Annotated in this window: 15 protein-coding genes and 1 pseudogene; 6 read left to right on the forward strand and 10 right to left on the reverse strand. The window is 44.6% G+C overall.

The window, feature by feature from the left end:
• Positions 1 to 2: 2 nt before the first annotated feature.
• Genes L4D12_RS06325 through L4D12_RS06335 form a run of 3 tightly spaced genes read left to right on the forward strand, consistent with a single transcriptional unit; the run spans position 3 to position 4425 of the window.
• On the forward strand, positions 3 to 1079 hold the full coding sequence (locus L4D12_RS06325) for an efflux RND transporter periplasmic adaptor subunit (protein WP_428446978.1): 1077 nt from the start codon (positions 3 to 5) through the stop codon (positions 1077 to 1079).
• Positions 1076 to 1342 carry a hypothetical protein gene (locus L4D12_RS06330; protein ID WP_428446979.1) on the forward strand — a complete coding sequence of 89 codons (267 nt, stop codon included), beginning with the start codon at positions 1076 to 1078 and terminating at the stop codon, positions 1340 to 1342. The genes L4D12_RS06325 and L4D12_RS06330 overlap by 4 nt, the downstream gene beginning before the upstream one ends.
• Positions 1339 to 4425: an efflux RND transporter permease subunit gene (locus L4D12_RS06335; protein WP_428446980.1), complete on the forward strand. Its 3087-nt coding sequence runs from the start codon at positions 1339 to 1341 to the stop codon at positions 4423 to 4425. The genes L4D12_RS06330 and L4D12_RS06335 overlap by 4 nt, the downstream gene beginning before the upstream one ends.
• Positions 4426 to 4591: 166 nt before the next feature.
• On the opposite strand, the gene L4D12_RS06340 is transcribed toward L4D12_RS06335, so the two are convergent.
• Complete coding sequence (locus tag L4D12_RS06340) at positions 4592 to 5944, reverse strand: hemolysin family protein (RefSeq protein ID WP_428446981.1); 1353 nt, start codon at positions 5942 to 5944, stop codon at positions 4592 to 4594.
• Positions 5945 to 6144: 200 nt separating this feature from the next.
• Between L4D12_RS06340 and L4D12_RS06345 the strand changes: the two genes are divergently transcribed.
• Complete coding sequence (locus L4D12_RS06345) at positions 6145 to 6633, forward strand: GNAT family N-acetyltransferase (RefSeq protein WP_428446982.1); 489 nt, start codon at positions 6145 to 6147, stop codon at positions 6631 to 6633.
• 56 nt (positions 6634 to 6689) lie between these two features.
• On the opposite strand, the gene L4D12_RS06350 is transcribed toward L4D12_RS06345, so the two are convergent.
• The 7 genes from L4D12_RS06350 to L4D12_RS06380 all read right to left on the reverse strand — a co-directional run bounded on the left by L4D12_RS06350 (position 6690) and on the right by L4D12_RS06380 (position 13744).
• Positions 6690 to 7163 carry a DUF2127 domain-containing protein gene (locus L4D12_RS06350; RefSeq protein WP_428446983.1) on the reverse strand — a complete coding sequence of 158 codons (474 nt, stop codon included), beginning with the start codon at positions 7161 to 7163 and terminating at the stop codon, positions 6690 to 6692.
• Between the two features lie 222 nt (positions 7164 to 7385).
• On the reverse strand, positions 7386 to 8012 hold the full coding sequence (locus tag L4D12_RS06355; protein WP_428446984.1) for a sugar O-acetyltransferase: 627 nt from the start codon (positions 8010 to 8012) through the stop codon (positions 7386 to 7388).
• A gap of 157 nt (positions 8013 to 8169) precedes the next feature.
• Entirely contained in the window at positions 8170 to 8685 is a 516-nt protein-coding gene (locus L4D12_RS06360) for a ClbS/DfsB family four-helix bundle protein (protein WP_428446985.1), read from the reverse strand.
• A 97-nt stretch (positions 8686 to 8782) separates the two neighbouring features.
• Positions 8783 to 9388, reverse strand: coding sequence for a hypothetical protein (locus tag L4D12_RS06365; protein ID WP_428446986.1), 606 nt, complete (start codon positions 9386 to 9388; stop codon positions 8783 to 8785).
• A 308-nt stretch (positions 9389 to 9696) separates the two neighbouring features.
• Positions 9697 to 9915 (reverse strand): hypothetical protein, encoded by a 219-nt coding sequence (locus L4D12_RS06370; RefSeq protein WP_428446987.1) that lies wholly within the window; start codon positions 9913 to 9915, stop codon positions 9697 to 9699.
• 305 nt (positions 9916 to 10220) lie between these two features.
• The gene (locus L4D12_RS06375) at positions 10221 to 12176 is read right to left on the reverse strand and encodes a tetratricopeptide repeat-containing diguanylate cyclase (protein ID WP_428446988.1); all 1956 of its coding nucleotides are present in this window, start codon (positions 12174 to 12176) and stop codon (positions 10221 to 10223) included.
• A 221-nt stretch (positions 12177 to 12397) separates the two neighbouring features.
• Positions 12398 to 13744 (reverse strand): magnesium transporter, encoded by a 1347-nt coding sequence (locus tag L4D12_RS06380; protein ID WP_428446989.1) that lies wholly within the window; start codon positions 13742 to 13744, stop codon positions 12398 to 12400.
• 338 nt (positions 13745 to 14082) lie between these two features.
• Between L4D12_RS06380 and L4D12_RS06385 the strand changes: the two are divergent.
• A pseudogene (locus L4D12_RS06385) lies at positions 14083 to 14235 on the forward strand (DNA-binding response regulator); the annotation flags it as partial.
• A 161-nt stretch (positions 14236 to 14396) separates the two neighbouring features.
• Here the strand turns inward: L4D12_RS06385 and murQ are convergent.
• Entirely contained in the window at positions 14397 to 15302 is a 906-nt protein-coding gene (gene murQ, locus L4D12_RS06390; protein ID WP_428446990.1) for an N-acetylmuramic acid 6-phosphate etherase, read from the reverse strand.
• 70 nt (positions 15303 to 15372) lie between these two features.
• Complete coding sequence (locus tag L4D12_RS06395; RefSeq protein WP_428446991.1) at positions 15373 to 16290, reverse strand: LysR family transcriptional regulator; 918 nt, start codon at positions 16288 to 16290, stop codon at positions 15373 to 15375.
• 476 nt (positions 16291 to 16766) lie between these two features.
• Here L4D12_RS06395 and L4D12_RS06400 point away from each other — a divergent pair, with 476 nt between their 5' ends.
• Complete coding sequence (locus L4D12_RS06400; RefSeq protein WP_428446992.1) at positions 16767 to 17900, forward strand: sugar ABC transporter substrate-binding protein; 1134 nt, start codon at positions 16767 to 16769, stop codon at positions 17898 to 17900.
• The last annotated feature ends 55 nt before the right edge of the window (positions 17901 to 17955 follow it).

Raw genomic sequence — 17955 nt, forward strand, 5'->3', positions numbered from 1 at the left:
TTATGATCAAGCAAATCTCGATTGTGACGTTGTCACTTATTTTGTTGCAAGGTTGTCAAGATCCGCCGGAGACGAAAGCGACAGCACCGCTGGCAGTGTCGACCTTGTCGGTCTCTGAATCGGTGATGAGTCAACCTCGCCGCTTTAATGGTCAGGTGGAACCGGCAGAAAATACCCCGTTGGCGTTCCGGGTGGAAGGTGAATTGCAACAAGTGCTGGTGCATGCCGGACAACGAGTGGTTAAAGGGCAGCGATTGGCTGAATTAGACTCTGATAAGTTTGAACAACAACTCAGTGACGCAACGGTGCAATACCAGCTCGCCTCAAAGCAGTTGCAGCGTGGCCGTGAATTATATCAGCGCAAGATGATTTCTAATGCTGAGCTGGATGAGTTGGTGGCCAATCAGCGTTTGGCTCAAGTCGGATTTGAAGCCGCGACGGCACGCTTGGGGTATACCCGTTTGCTCGCGCCTTTTGATGGCGTGGTTTCCGCGGTCGAGAAAGAGTCATTTGAGGCAGTAAGCCCTGGTGAATCGATAGTGAGCCTTTATCAGGATGATCGGGTGTATATCAATATTGCGGTGCCCGATGCCGTGATAGCAATGATTAATCCGCAGCAGCGTGACCGCAGATATCAACCATTAGCCCGATTTGGTTCTGAAACCACAATGTATCCGGTGAGCTACCGCGAGCACACCAGTGAACTCGCGCCACAAAGCCAGACTTACCAAATGTGGTTTGAAATGCCACAGCGTGATCCTGCCATTCTACCTGGTACCAATGTGACCTTGAATGTCGATATGGCCGCTGCCGGATTGAGTGCATTGCAAGGTTACCAACTGCCATTATCAGCGTTGGTAGCAGGCCGTGAAGCTGGGCAGTTTTATGTCTGGAAGTGGGTTGATGGCCGTGTCAATCGAGTGCCAGTATTGGTTGAGCAGCTGAATAATCAGGGGGCTATTGTGAATCAGGGGATAGCCATGGGCGATCGTGTGGTGACATCAAGTCTGCGTAAATTACGTGAAGGGATGGTGGTTGAGTCATTACCTTTAAATCTCTCTGAGGCAGGTAGCCTGTGAAGATCGTCGCCCATACCCGTACTCAGAAACCGAGACTACAGCTGCTGGGATGGGGGCTGGTCGGGGCGGTGAGCATCATGGGACTACTTGCAATGAGTGAGTTGGGACAATTTTTAGTCTGGACATTGATTGACGACAGTGTTCAGCATGTGGAATGGCGACAAGCGACTGAAAAACAGACATTTTGTTTGGAGTCATTAGGAGATCGTAGTGTGAATAAGCATTGGATGATAGCACCGGAAGCGGTGGAGGCTAAGCCGTGAATATAGCGGAATATTCCATTAAAAATAAAGTCATTAGCTGGCTTATTTTAGTTGTATTAGCGGTGGGGGGGATCGGCGCATTTTTTGGTCTTGGTCGTTTAGAAGATCCCGCATTTACTATAAAAGACGCCATGATTATCGCCACCTACCCGGGGGCGACATCGACAGAAGTAGAAGAAGAGCTGACTTATCCGCTGGAGAAAGCGGTGCGGCAGTTACCGTATATCGATAAGGTAACGTCAACCTCATCGGCGGGGATGACCCAGATCATGGTCAGTATGGAAATGATATACGGTGCCGAAGAGTTACCGCAAATCTGGGATGAGATGCGGCGTAAGGTCAATGATCTCAAGCCGATGTTGCCAGCGGGTGTCACTTCATTGCAAATTGTTGACGATTTCAGCGATGTGTATGGCGTGATGCTGATGATGACTGGCAAAGGGTATAGTTATGTTGAGCTCAAGCAATATGCCGACTATCTGATTCGCGAGTTGGATTTGGTTGAAGGGGTAGGAAAAGTCAGCATCAGCGGTAACCAGCAAGAGCAAATCTTTGTTGAACTTTCTCTGGAGCGCATGGCAGCCCTTAACCTCGATATGAATACCATAGTGGGTTTGCTGAATCAGCAGAATAGCGTGATTTCGTCCGGTGAGATCATGGTGAATGGTGAGAGCTTGATCATTCGACCTAACGGCAGCATGGGGAGTGTTGAGGAGCTGGAAAATCTAGTGATCCATGGTCGGGACACCGGTAATTTGATCCGGTTGAAAGATGTCGCCACCATCACCCGAGGTTTGCAAGAAAAGCCGACCCATGTGGTGACCTATAACAGTGAGCCGGCGATTAGCCTTGCGTTATCGTTCTCTTCTGGTGTGAATGTGGTGGAAGTAGGGCAACGGATTGATGCCCGCCTGGCTGAATTAGAGAACTTCAAACCGGCCGGTATAGAACTGCATGAGTTTTATAATCAGGCCAAAGAGGTCGACAAATCGGTTCAGGACTTCATTGTCAGCCTTGGGCAGGCCGTGGCAATCGTGATCGTGGTGCTGTTGTTCGCCATGGGATTACGCAGCGGCATCATCATTGGTTTGGTACTGTTGTTGACGGTGCTTGGTACCTTCATTTTGATGAAGTGGAATAATATCGAACTGCACCGAATTTCGCTCGGGGCCTTGATCATCGCACTGGGTATGCTGGTTGATAATGCCATTGTGGTGGTCGAAGGGATCTTGGTCGGGATTAAAAAAGGGCGGACGAAACTTCAGGCATCCGTTGATATCGTGCGCCAGACCCAATGGCCATTGTTGGGTGCGACGGTGATTGCGATCACCGCGTTTGCCCCGATCGGGTTGTCAGACGATGCCTCGGGTGAGTTCATGGGATCGCTCTTTTGGGTATTGTGCTATTCCCTGTTCCTCAGCTGGGTGACCGCTCTGACATTGACGCCGTTTTTGGCTGATCTGTTGTTGAAAGACGGTGATACGACTAATACAGACGATGATTCACCCTATCAAGGCTTTTTGTTTACCCTGTTTGCCAGCACACTTAAGTTTGCCCTGCGTTTTCGCTGGCTAACCATGATCAGTATGCTGGGCTTATTAGTGACGGCGATTATCGCCTTTGGTCATGTTAAGCAGTCATTCTTTCCGCCATCGAACATGCCGATGTTTTATGTGGATATGTGGATGCCGGAAGGGACCGATATTCGTGAAACCATTAAGCAGACAGAGCGGGTCGAAAAATACATTCGTGATCACGATGATGTAGCATTTGTCACTACTTCGGTTGGACAGGGCCTACCGCGTTTTGTGCTGACTTATCAGCCAGAGAAAAGCTATGAAGCCTATGCCCAGTTGCAAGTACGGACAACCAATCGTGCAGCTATGTTTGCGCTGTTGCATCAGCTTGATGCTTCGCTAGCTCTCGATTTTCCAAAGCCAACATTTCAGTTTAAGTTGATTGAATTTGGCCCGTCACCGGCCTCAAAAATAGAGGCGCGGATCATCGGCCCGGATCCGCAAGTATTGCGTGATATTGCCGTGCAAGTGGAAGATATTCTGCTGGCCGATCCGGGGGCGCGAAATGTGCGTCACGACTGGCGGGAGCGAACCAAGGAGTTAGTCCCGCAGTTTAATGAAACCAAGGCTCGTCGGCTGGGGATTTCGAAAGAAGACTTATCCCGTACGTTGCAAATGGCCTATGGCGGTAACACGATTGGCGTATTGCGCGACGGTACACACATGCTACCGATTATTGCGCGTTTGCCGCAGGCTGAACGAGAAGATTTCAGTACCCTGCAAACCCTCAAGTTGTGGAGTCCGGTGCAGCAAGCGTATGTGCCGATTGAGCAGGTCATTGATTCGGTTGATTTAGGCTGGACAGAACCATTGATCCAGCGTCGTGACCGCAAACGAACCTTGACCGTATTGGCTGATCACAATGTACTTGGGGATGAAACGGCTGCCAGCTTGTTTGCCCGAGTTCGACCGCAGATAGATGCGCTGCCATTACCAGCAGGTTACAGCATTGACTGGGGCGGTGAGTATGAGTCATCACTGGACGCTCAGCAATCGATGATGAGCTCGATGCCGATGGGGTATCTACTGATGTTTGTGATTACCATTTTCTTGTTCAACTCGGTCAAGAAGTCGTTGGTGATATGGGCTACGGTGCCGTTGTCGATTATTGGTGTCTCGATTGGTTTATTGGCTACCAATGTTCCGTTTAGCTTTACCGCACTGCTTGGCCTGTTGAGCCTGAGTGGGATGATATTGAAAAACGGTATTGTTTTGTTGGATCAAATCAACATTGAATTGGAGCAAGGTAAAGCACCGTATGATGCCATCGTTCATAGTGCTATCAGCCGTGTACGTCCGGTGAGCATGGCTGCCCTGACCACGATTTTGGGGATGATCCCATTGGTATTTGATGCCTTCTTTGATTCACTGGCGATCACCATTATGGCGGGCTTGGGCTTTGCCACAATCTTGACCTTGATTGTGGTACCTGTGCTGTTTGCCTTGTTCTTCAATGTGAAGGCGCCAGAGAAGGCTGAGAAAAAAGGGGAATATGTCGTCGCCTGATAATAATAACGACGTATAACTGACAAAAAGCCCCGCGATCAAAAGTGATAGCGGGGCTTTTTTTTACTCTCGCATGTTGGGGTAAAACAGTAATGGGTTCGCTAGAACCCGTTTATCTGCCTTTACCTTAGCCATCTCGCTAATTCGTTGCGTGATGAAATTGGCGCTATTTATCTTCTTGTTGTTCTTCTTGGCCTTGTGGTTGTTGTTGGCCGTCTTCACTTTCAGAGTGGTCGCATAGCTTGCTGACAGTCACTTTGTCGATTCGGTTACCTTCAACGTTCACCACGTCGAAATGCCAACCTTCCCAGTCGACACTGTCGTCTACGGTAGGCATTCCGCCTAAGCACCACATGACCATCCCGCTGAGGGTATGGTAGCCGCCTTTATCTTCATCAGGCAGTCGCTTGATATCGAGGAGATCTTTGAGGACCTGAGTGGGGATCAGACCATCCATGCTCCAGCTACCATCGTCATTTTCGACTGACCAGACATCATCCGGGTTACAGGTTTTGAATTCGCCGGCAAGAGCCTCAAGGATATCTTTCGGCGTCACAATACCTTGAATATCACCATATTCGTCAACAACAAGGGCCATGGGAATGCCTGTGTGACGGAAATATTCCAGTAGTTGGGTACCTGTCCATGTTTCCGGTACGAATTCAGGGGTAGTTGTATACTGGCTGATGTCGCTGTGGGATGCACTAATTTGGTACTGTAGCAGCTGTTTGGTGGTGATCACGCCCTGTACATTATTGAGATCCCCTTTGGTGACGGGAAAGCAGTGGTGCTCAGAGGCAATAAGCTTATTTAGGTTATTATTGATCGCTTGATCGAGATCCAGCGCCACCACGTCATTGCGCGGGGTCATTAACGAGGTGACACGGCGATCATCAAAATGGAAAACATTGCGAACCATCTCATGCTCTTGCTTTTCGACAATACCGTTCTGTGACTTTTCTTTCAGTACGGCTTGAATATCTTCTTCCGTCAGGCTGTCGTTATCGTTTTTAGTTTTTCCCTGACCAAGCAGGTGTAATAGCAAGTTTGTTGATAGCGTGAGGAGAAAAACAAATGGACGGGAAAGGCTAGCCAGTAATGAAATGGGACGAGCCATTAAGCGGGCTATCCCTTCGGGATTGATCTGTGCCAGACGTTTCGGTACCAGTTCACCAACCACAATCGAGAGGTAAGTAATACCGATAACCACAATCGCGGTAGAGGCGATTGAACTGGTTTTTGCATCCATTCCCATATCTTGCAGGATCACCGCAAAGGGATCGGCAAGTGCTGCTTCACCATAAATACCATTTAGCAGACCGATAGCGGTGATCCCGATTTGGACGGTAGACAGAAATCGAGTTGGTTCTTCCCCAAGCGCAATTGCGCTAGTCGCTCTTTTATCCCCTTCGTCCGCTAAACGTTGTAGTCTGCTTTTTCGTGCAGTAACAAGGGCGATTTCCGACATGGCGAATACGCCATTAAGTAGGATCAGTGCTGCCAAAATGAGCACATCCATGGTGTTCTCCTGTTTTGTATTGAGATGTTAAATGATTCGATAAGAGTATGGCGTGTATACCCACAAAGGAAATTGATATGGGTTATAACTTTGAGCCAGTATGATAACAAATTGATTCTTATTAATCCTTTTTTACTCACTAGTCACGATGGCGGTAGAATAGCCAGCATTCTGAGGGCATAAAACAAGGTACTGAGTATATGCACGATAACATGGCTTTTATGACGGCTAGACTACACGCAGCAGGGTTAGATCGCACATTCAGTGGATTACATAATGAAATTATGTCGATCTTTACTGAGCGTGTTAGCCGTTTTTTACCACCCGCTTGTCAGCAGTTGAATTCTCCCGTTTTAGTTGATCAGTGGCTGGATAGTATGCAAGCCACTGGTGAGATTATTCGCCTGACCAGCGAAGGGCAGGTGATTGGTTATCTGTTTGTTTTTCCCGATGGTCAGCTGTACCGTGTCGGGTATGTGATCGCTGAGGCATCATGGGGTAAGGGCTTTGCCACGGAGGCAATGCAAGGGTTGGTAGAGCATCTTATTCAGCAGCAACAGGCCGAAGCATTCATTGCCGGTGTTGAGCCTGAAAATAAAGGCTCAATCAATGTGTTAACCAAGTTAGGGTTTGTTTATGCCTATAACGAGCAAGACATTGATTACTATCGTTTGACAGTCAACGGTTAATAGTAAAAGGCACCAGATAAAGGTGCCTTTTATCAATGAGTTGTTTTAGAGCTTGCTCATTTTTCATTATCACTGCTTGAGTGATGTGTGCTGCGCAAGATATAGGCCATGTACCCGACGACGATCAGGTTAATGATTAGCACCCCAAAGCTGAGTGAATTCTTATGAACAACGACTTCATACACTTCAAAAGGTAAGTAGATACCGCCACTGACTAAGGCAAACCATTCTGTCCACTCCAGACCACGCCATAAACCATATGCTTCGATGAATCGAATTAAACTGTAAAAACAGGCGCCTAGCGCGATAAGTATCATATTGGTATCAGCAAGAGAGTCTGCAGCGTGAAGAAACACGTTTGCAATATCACTGGCTGGATTTAAGTGTGAATGACTGACAATAAATTCAGCCGCTTGATGAATATCCTGGCCACCCAATGCATGGATGCCAAATCCAACAAGCAAAGAGGCCATTCCCTTCAATGCCTCTAATAACGCGACTGCTTGTAAACCTTTTTGCTGTGTTGCCATACTCGCCTCATGGTGTTGTGCGACATTCTTGAGAATGATTTGTGCACGCCCTACATGGGCAAAGAACTAATGAGGTGAAAGTCCTCTCTAGGGGAAATAGCCATTTAATACACAATATTTTTGTCATTAAATGCTTCATGGCCGTATTTAGCAAGGGCTTTACCGTAAGAGATTGTATGCGCAGCGCAATGCTGAACAGTAAGTATAGGATCGCTCACTGAATCACGAGGTTGCTGTTTGCGACCTCATTTCAAATATAGGCCGCCACATCTCAGCAATCGCTTCATCTGATGGCATATCGCCATGTTCAATCCGTCTTATTACCTTGCATGGATTACCAACCGCAAGGCTGTCAGCCGGAATGTCTTTTGTGACCACGCTGCCAGCACCAATGACACTACGATCACCAATCGTGACACCGCCAAGGATGATAGCTCCCGCACCAATCCAGACGCTATCACCTATGGTGATAGGGTTGCCTGCCGCCACTGGTTGCACTCGTTGGGCAAGATCAAGCGGATGCCCTGCGGTACTGATCACCACATTCGGTCCGATCAAGATAAATTCACCCAGTGTGACAGGAGCTAGATCAAGGATGGTGACCCCAGCATTTAAAAAGCCGCCTTGTTTGAAGTGAATGTTTTTACCCATGTCACAGTGAAATGGTGAGAGGATAACCGCGCCATTTAGGCTGCCGAGCAAATCGGTGAGGATCGCGGTTCGGTGTTGAAACGCTGATGGGCGAGTATGATTAAAATCATACAACTTGTCCCTTACTTTGGTTTGAAATTCAAAGAGTGCAGGGGTAATTGGAATGTTGACGGAGAAATCAGATAAATTATAGCTCATTGTTATACCACTAAGGATGATAGAAATGAATAATCATTAGAGTTGTTAATAATCAATAAGATAAGTCATATGTGAGGGTTTGGCTGTTAGATGAATCACAGACCAGTATCAATATCCGTACAGCCGAAAAGTAATGAGGCGGTCTGGGGCTTGTTCATTACTTTAGGGAATAATCCCTTTTAAAGCGTCGTACTTTAGTGCGTACATTTTTCATTGGGGAGGCGGTATTGAACTGAATCATTCTGCCTAACGTCCACTGGTTGTACCATGACTTGCCATATAATGCATGGTCATCAAGGCTGTTAACTAATGCCAAAATATGCTCAGTGGTTGTGACAAACTCACTGTGTAAATCCAGATAGTGCCAATCTTTATATTCTTTTTGGAAATGTTGGGCGAGTAAGCCAAGCTGATTCCATTTGTAGCCAGTTTCTGGAAAATCAACGGGCTGCCCTTGTGAGGTAAGTGAATACCATTTTAATACCAGTTTTCCCCAGCCGATGAGATAAGCCAGTGTATCGCACACGCTGATCGTGGTGCCTTTTACATTCCCCTCAATCGCAAGTGTTTTTGATAGTTCGTCTGGAATTGCACGGTAATCGTCGGATAATGTGTTTGCGGCGATTGTGATCGCATGAAGTAATTCTGCTTTATTTTGAGGAACGGAGGACATCGACAGCTCCATTTGTGATTATTTTATGATACCCGGCAACTTACCCTAGAGCCTGAGTAACTTGAGTATAAGTTAATATAGTTCTCAGTTGTTAAAATTATAATGTTAAAGGTGTTACTATTTTTAAGCTTTCAACCCATATAATCTCACAGGCTCCATCACCGGTATCTGTACGACTTTCTGAGCTATTCCAATACCAGCGGCTGTTATTTTCGTTCACATTAACTAAATAACCAGATATAACGATAATATCCCCTTGCCGGACGCTATCTATGTCATGTTCAACAGCGGTTGTCGCGGGAATAAGGTGAGCATTGGTTAACTGATTTTGTATCTCCTGCTTCGATCTTGGCCATGTTTCTGCGTTCCACCACATAAATCGGTTAGATTGCGAAAATTCGAATTGATTAATCATGGATTCATCAGACATTGCTCCCCATCCCAACCCGAAATCCGTTTTGGATATATCTGACTGGCGGTCAAAATAATAATTCTTCATTGCGATCACTTTGGCTTTAATCTGAAATTCGAATTTCTTTGTGATGGTAAAGTTATCTAGAGTGAATGATGTGTGTGGATGGATTGCTTTTTGGAACGGTACTTCATTGACAAAAATGCCCGGTCCAAGTGTGACAGGGCTTTTGGTTGTCAAAAATTGCCAGCTAGCAGCGATAAGCAGCAAGGTGAATATTATTTTTTTCATATGGTACCGTAATCCTACCGTTTTCATATGGCAGATGGATTTCAATAGCGATCACTATGCATTAGGTGACAATTATTTGTCAGTGACAGCGTTGAAGATGGGGTGTGATTTGCGAGTGATAACGCTTAATTTCGAGTACTTCAGTTAATGAGTTAAGTGATTTTATGAGAGGAAGCCATTTTAGAACGGGGGAATTAGGTCGAGAGTGTTATCGATGATGGTGTCGAAAAAGAGACGAAAAGAGCAAGGTATGCAGTATGCAAAACCTTGCTCTGTAGAAGTGGTGTATGTCATCGATCGTGGGTGAGTTAATATTCAAATTCAGGTTCTTTCTTTTTGATGGCATCGTAGGTGCCAATATAGAGCAAATGTTGCTGGCCTAATCCGCGCATAAAGTAAGATTGGCATTCTGGACATTGAAGTTTTTCTTGAGCGGCGGTGGCCAACGACTTTTCATGCCATCGGCGCCGTATACGCTGTAGGCCGCTGGTACAGTTACATTCTGGACATCGAATAGGTACTCTCATGTTAGTCCTCCTGACAGGTAGTACTATGGGTACACGTTACTCATTTCAGGGATGTGTAAAATTGATGTGCATCATGTTTTATATTTGATTTTATATTTCTGTCGTGGATCTTTTAATAATTGAGAGGAATATCGATATTCTCATAGGGATAATTGGTTACTGATTAAGCCTAAATATGCGAATAAAACATCATCTGTTGAAATGATAGAGCAATGAGTTATATATGATGCCTCTGTGGAGGCTTGTGGTAGACGTAAAGCGAGAATGGTCATGGCAAATCATAGCGCGCCTAAGCCCCTGCTCATTCAGCAGCAGGTAAAGCCATTATTTGGAAAGGTGATTGGCGTATTGAGTGCGTCAATCGTTGAATTCCGGCCATTATTTTTTACAAAATAGAGCGCTTGGTCAAGAATCGTGTAGAGATCAATAAAGGCTGAAAGGTTTTTTTCTGTCGTCAGATAAGCAGAGCTGACTGTAATAGTCACATTATGTTTGCCATAAACTTGAATAGGCTGATCACAGATACAGTCATGAATGTTTTGTATGTCTACACATGAACAATTCTCTGTGTTTCTAAGTAATATGATAAACTCTTCACCACCGAGCCTTCCGACTAGTCCATGGTCACCAAGATGTTGTTGTAATCTCATGGCTATCTCAACTAATACCGCATCACCGGCTGGATGACCGTAGGTATCATTGACTAATTTAAAGTGATCAATGTCAAATAAAATCAATGCGTTATAGTTATCTTGTGTTTTGCATTCATTGGTTTCTTGTATTATTTTGATGATAGATTCTCTTCGTAATACTCCGGTTAAGGGATCATAGCGTAACATATCTGCTTTTTTTCTTGAGAATACGATAACGAGACTCAAAGTCGCACAAATAAATAATAAAGAAATTGAAATATTTTTATAATCTACCGATTCATTATCAGACGTATTTTTCATCAATTCTATTTGATTTTTAAGCTCATGATTTTCACGGTATAGCTCTCGCTCTCTTTGAGTGTCATCCAGTATTTTATAGGCTCTTGGGAGTTGACTTGCATTTTTATTATTTAGATTATTAGCGTACTGTTTATAGTATAAATAAGCATTTAAGCTATCGTTGGCTTTGAAATAAATATCTGATATAGCTTTAAGCGATTTTTGTTTGACTTCAAAAATATCAAAATCAGTGCTTAGCTGTAATGCTTTTTTCAAATGATAGAGCGCTTGAATAACCTCATTTTTTTTTGAAAACATGATCCCTAACGATAACATGGAGTTAGCCAGCATGTTTTCATCGAAGCCATTTTGTGCGACTGATTTAGCTATGTTAAGGTATTTTTCGGCGTTAACAAAATCGTTCTTATCAAGGTACAAATCTCCTAATCCCAGATAGATTGAACTCATTCCGTAGTAGTTTTTGCTATTGGATATGAGTGTTATTGCATTTTTATACATATCGATGGCTTTGTTATTTTTTCCTTGTAAATCATATAGCTTGGCCATGCTGTGGTACACTTGAGCCATCGTGTTTTTTGATGGATCGTTCATCACTATCTGTAACGCTTTATTTAAAAACACCTCTGCGTCATCATATTTTTTAAGATCAATTAATATTAATGCAATATTGTTATAAGCGTTGGCTGCGGGAACGTATATAGGCAATAAGTTTATTATTTTCGTATATATATCTAATGCTTCCGTATATAAGCCTTGATGCATTTTATTATTTGCAATAATAATGTAGGAGTCATGTCGTGGAACGGTTGATTTATAGTTTTTTTGATTTATAAAAGATAATAGATTATTACAATAGTGCTCGCCAGCCGTATATTGACCAAACTTATTTGCCGTCTTGCAAAGTTGATAGTTAAACAATTCTTGTTGTTTTATATCATTGTGACTTATGGCATCGTTTAATAGGTCAGACAATATTATTATCGATTTTCTCTGGTTAGCATTAGTGGATGCATTTAAAGCACTTATATATTTTTTCTCTATTTCTAATGTACTGTTATTGTTATATGGTTGATGACTATTTACATATAAATTGTAGATTAACTCTTTAAGGTAGAGCTTTTCTGATATATCAGTGGTTTTTTGATATTGTGCTTGAAGAATTTCAATTGCTCTGACAGGATTTTTATATCTGTTTATGTAGTAACGTTCTTGCCATGCATTATCGCTGTCACTAGCCCACACGTCATTACTGACTAAGCAGAAAAAAACAGTCAAAATGTTAATGAATAGTGTGATTTTAGTTCGCATGTGAATAACTTAATACGTATTAAGCTTGCCATTATATCTATTCACTTATGATGAATAATATCTTTTATTAAAAAATATGAGCCCTGTCACATATGTAGTTGATAATATACAATCAGTAGTCACGCATAATATTTGAAATTGGTATCCCCCCCCAATGATGGGTTATCCAACGATTGGGGGGCAATTATACTGGCTGATAAGTAATGCACATAAAAATTTGATTATAGCAGTAGCATTTTAGCGGTGCCGAGGAAGGCAAAGAAGCCGACCACATCGGTAACCGTGGTGAGTACCACAGAACCTGCCAGTGCCGGGTCGAGTTTAAACTTATCTAACATCACAGGGATCAGCACCCCAAATAGTGCTGCAGTAATGATATTAATAACAATACCGACGGCAATCACGATACCAATGACAGGGGACTGGAACCATACCCCAGCCATGATGCCGATTAATACAGCCCACAATACGCCATTGAGGAAACCGATCCCACATTCATTACGTAATAATGACATTCGGTTACCCGCAGTAACCTGATTTAACGCCATACCGCGAATCATTAGGGTTAATGTCTGGCTGCCTGCGATGCCGCCCATGGAGGCAACAATCGGCATCAATACGGCGAGGGCAACCACTTGGGCAATGACGTCCTCAAATAGACTGATAGTCATGGAGGCCAGAATGGCCGTGATTAAATTGATCCCGAGCCAGACTGCGCGTTTACGTGAACTTTTTGCGATAGGGGCAAAGAGATCATCCTCTTCACTCATACCCGCGTTTGCCATTAAAGTCCCTTCGTAATATTCCCGCATTAATTCGAGCGCGAGGTGAAGATCGATTTCGCCAATCAGTTCCTTGGTGGTATTGATGATCGGTAGGCTAAAACGCTGACTGTGTTCGATGGTTTCAACGGCTTCGGTAAGTGAGGCATCATCTTCCAGTACCGGGCACTGAGTGTCTGCCAATGTGCTGAGCTTATGAAGAGGATCGGCTTCCATTAGCTGCTGATAATTAATCGCACCGATAAATTTTTTGTTACGAGTCACGACGTAAATTGGGGCTGGGTAGTGGTAGCCATAACGTTCAAGCAATACCTTGGCGCGTTTAACGGAAATCCCTTGCGGTAGAGAAATCACTTTCGGGTTGGCGTAACGGCCTATTTCATCCTCGCTGTACTGATTCGCGCGGTCAAACAGTTCCAGATCTTCCCGACTGAGCATATCGATCGCACGATCGATAATGTCGTCGGGCAAGGAATCTGCCCATTCAATCAGCGACAGGTTATCGAGTTTGGCCAAAACCAGATTGAGTTCTGCTTCACTGAGCGATTGGATCACCCATTCTCGGGTATCAGCACGCATGGCGGTTAGTACATCAACGTGATCGTTGAGAGGTAACTGACGCCACAATTCCATACGTTGATCTAACGGGAGTGCCTCAAACAGTGTCGCAAGTGAGCCTGCTTCGAGGTGTTGAACATCGTACTCGTTGAATATTTGGCATTGCTCTTCTGAATCGGCCGCAGAAATACGTTCAATAAGTAGGCTTAAATCGATGGTGTTGCTCATGCATGGTTCCTTGTAGCTGGCGGCTGTTTACTTCATTTCGCGGTGCTATTTTATTATGTTCCGCTTCTTTGCTATTGAGGCGAGGCCAAGGCGCGGAAGAGATACCTTAACATTCGCTAGAGGTATTGTCCTGCTTCGCAATATAAGTAACTGAGTATTGATACATCGATAAAAATGATAATGAGGCCATCGGAAGCCATATAGGCTTTTACTACGCTACGTTACTGCTATCACAGATAAATGTAGGCTTATAAGAGTATTATCATGGCGCTATGGAGCCTTCGTTGAATGCCACAAGGGTGTTTCGAGACGATGCGATCATTACAGAGGATGTCACTATGATTTCTGTCGCCTTGGTGGATGACCATATTATGGTCCGATCTGGATTTGCTCAGTTGCTCAATGTTGAGCCAGATCTTCACGTGGTTGGAGAGTTCAGCTCTGCGAAAGAAGCCTATGCCGTTTTACGTCATACTCCCGTCGATGTCGCAGCTTAATTCATCCCAGTTTGATGCCAGCTTGAGCGATCACGCATACCTGACCATTAGCCCAGGCAATTTGTTTCTACGGCCTATTGATGCCGCGTAAAAGACTATCATAGTCGCTCAGCAGCCCTGCCAACGGTTTCGTTGCAGGGCTGTTTTATTATGGTTCAGTTTGCCCCACTAATCGCCTGACGGGTAAAGCCATGGTGTGTGGTAAGCAGTGCTTTGGCTTGCTCAGCATCCACGCCTGCCAGCAACATCACAATGGCGGTTTTACAATGGCCGTTACAGGCATCAAGTGCGGCTTCTGCGGCTTCTCGGCTGCATTCTGTGGCGGCAACAACAATGTTTTTCTGACGTTCTACCAGTTTGGCATTGGTGGCTTCCACATCAACCATCAGGTTACCGTAAACCTTCCCGGTACGGATCATTGCACCTGTGGTGAGCATGTTGAGGATCAGCTTTTGTGCGGTGCCAGCTTTAAGTCGAGATGAGCCGGTGACAATTTCCGGGCCTACGACAGGGGTGATCGCGATGTCCGCTATGTCGGTCATTGGGCTGTTTGGGTTGCAGCTGATACAAGCGACGGTGGCCCTTAGTGATTTTGCGTACTCCATCGCCCCGATCACGTATGGGGTACGACCGCTGGCGGCGATACCCACCAGTACATCGTGGTGGGTAAAGCTCAGATCTTGTAAGTCTTTTGCGCCCAATTCGTGGTTATCTTCCGCGTTCTCTACCGCGCGTAATATCGCTGGGTGACCCCCAGCGATCAGGCCGATTACCTGATCTGGTTTGGTACCAAAGGTGGGTGGGCACTCACTGGCATCTAAGATCCCCAGTCGACCTGATGTGCCTGCGCCGGTATAGATCAAACGGCCACCTTGCTGAAAAGCAGCGGCAATGGCGTCCACCGTACGGGCGATTTCCGGCAGGGTTGTTTCTACTGCCTCTGCGACTTTTTTATCTTCATTATTGATCACCTTGAGCATGTCCAAGGTCGGTAGGGTATCAATGTGTTCACTGGCGCTGTTACGGCTTTCAGTGACCATCTTGGTCAGGTCGATTTTCATGGGTGATCCTGATGAAATAATAGAGTTGTCATCATAGCATTCGCGAACAGTTGGCATGATGAACCGTGAATTATTCGAGCTTGCTACATAACGCTTTAAACTGCTCTAACAAAGCGATGCTCTGGGTATTTTCTTGCTTGTCTTTATGCAGGTAAGCGCCGATGGTCGCGGTGCTAAAGCATTCCTGCATTTGCAGGGGAACGAGATCAAAGGTGCCAAAGTAGGCTTTCATCCCCGCAGGGTAGGGTAAAATAGCATCACTGTTTTGCAGTAAATCAATCGCAGTTAACAGTGAGTTGGTATTGTAGATCACTTTTTCTTGCAGGTAGTGCCGCTTTTGAAAAGAGCTTAGCTCTTCATTTTGCTGCTGGACCAAATGTGAAAAGCGCATTTTAGAGGCGCCTAAATCGACAGAAGGGAAGCGGGCGATATCTTCATTACTGCACGTGCGTTCAAGGAGCGGGTGCCCTTTACGAACATAAACTTCTTCATGACAACTAAACAGTGGGTAAAACAGAATATCTTCGTATTGCGCGAGGCCTAATATTTCATGGCCCACAAAAATGCTGATTTCATCACTGAGTAATAAATTCATCAGTTGCAGATGATCACCGACATCAATACATATATTACTATGTGGATAGGTATTTCTGAAGTCTTGAACACAATCACGAACAAAGAGGTGCCACCATGCATCACCGCAGCCTATTTTCAGCTCTGTTTGATGGCGTAACTTATTTTTTTCAAGTTTATAAAGGGTGTTGTCATATAAGTTCTGCATCATTTTCGCTTGCTCATAAAGCAACTCGCCGCTCGGTGTTAGCGTGATCCCTTTAGAGTTGCGATTAAACAGCTTACAGCCAAGCTTGTCTTCTAATTTATGCATGTTATGGCTCAACGTAGGTTGGCTTAAACACAGCTGGTTGGCCGCTTGGGTCACATTTTTAGTTTTGGCCACTTGGACAAATTGAAGCATGAGCTTGAACATGATTGCTTTTCTTTTGATAAAAAAGCCATTTTATGTGTCATGTGATCACATATCTAGCGATTTTTAATATTAGCGATGCGGCCTTAACGGTGCATTGAGGGGAGTTTGACAAGGGTCTACATTTTGCCGTTGTCCTCACGTTTTTTAATGCACTGAAGGCATGCAATACCTTATGTATCATTGCTACAGATAACATTTATCTATGTGTTATGTGTTTTTTCTATGGCTCGCAGAGGAAAATAGCATTTCATCCTATGCCATCAGCATCCTATGATAGGTCCAGCTTCTTTAAGTTACTCGTTACAATGAGTGTGAATAAGCAGCCAATCAAGTCTTCAAAGAAGAGATTGTTAGATATAAGGGATTATCGAATAAAGAAATAACATTGAACAACATTAATAAATAGAAATAGATACTTTTATTCTAATGTGAATTTATCGGTCAAACACTCTTTATTCCTATTCAGGGGAAATTAAATGATTAAGAAAATATCGTTTGCTATTTCGGCAGCACTGTTTTTATCAAACACAGCCATGGCGGCGGAAAATATTGTTGTTGGTGTTGAAAAACAATACGTACCTTATTTTACCGAATTAGCTGAACAGTTTAATAAAGGTAAAGACTTTAAGGTTGAAGTCACTGCAACTAGCATGTTTGACTTGATGAGTGCGTTACCGACGCAAAAAGGCAATATTGCCGATGTTTTCATGATCCCCAATGACCGGATTGGTGAGCTCGCTGATCAGTATTTGATTTCGCCAACTAATTTTACCATTGACGGTTTTACTCAGGCTGCGACAAATGCGGCGATGTATAACGGTCAAACCTATATGGTACCGATGTCTACCGATACCACGCTTTTCCTTTATAACAAAGACATGGTGAAAGCAGCGCCAAAAACCCTAAAAGAACTCCCTCCTTCTGATTGGGCTGCCAAATTCACGGATTTCTACTTTGCCGGTGGTCTGTTTATGTCGAACGGCGGGTATATCTTTAAAGATAACAACCCTGAAAACGTAGGCTTAAATAACGATGGTTCGGTGAAAGCGGCGCTAGCAGCCCAAAGCCTGTACGACAGTGGTGTGAGCCATTGGACGCTGATGCAAGATGATACCGTCGCGTTCGACATCATGATGAAGTATTTCATGGAAGGTAAAGTAAAAGCGATCATCAATGGTCCTTGGGCTATAGCGGATATTGAAAAAGCCGGCATTAATGTGGGCGCGGCACCTATCCCAAGCTGGGATGGCAGTCACCCATATCAGGCATTGACCGGGACAAAAGGGCTGGCGGTTAACGGTTACAGTGATAATAAAGATGGTGCACGTGACTTCATGAAGTTCGTTGCGACGCCTGAAAATGCTCAGAAATGGTATGTCGAGACACGCGAAGTGTCACCAAGCCTGTCTGTTCATTATGAAGAAGGATCACTGCATAAAGCCATTTTCGACGCGACTAATATTGGTCAGCCGATGCCGAACATTCCTCAATTCATGAAAGTATGGGGCCCAATGAAGACCGCGCTGGCACAAATTGCACAAGGTCAGAATGCCCAAGCGGTACTGGATGCGGCAGTTGATACCATTCAAATTGATATTGAAGATATGTAATTGACGATAAGAGCGCGCAACCCGCGCTCTTATTTTCATGCAAAATAAAAAGTAG

Origin of the sequence: Photobacterium nomapromontoriensis (genome assembly GCF_050336815.1) — a bacterium.
Taxonomy (GTDB): Bacteria; Pseudomonadota; Gammaproteobacteria; order Enterobacterales; family Vibrionaceae; genus Photobacterium; species Photobacterium nomapromontoriensis.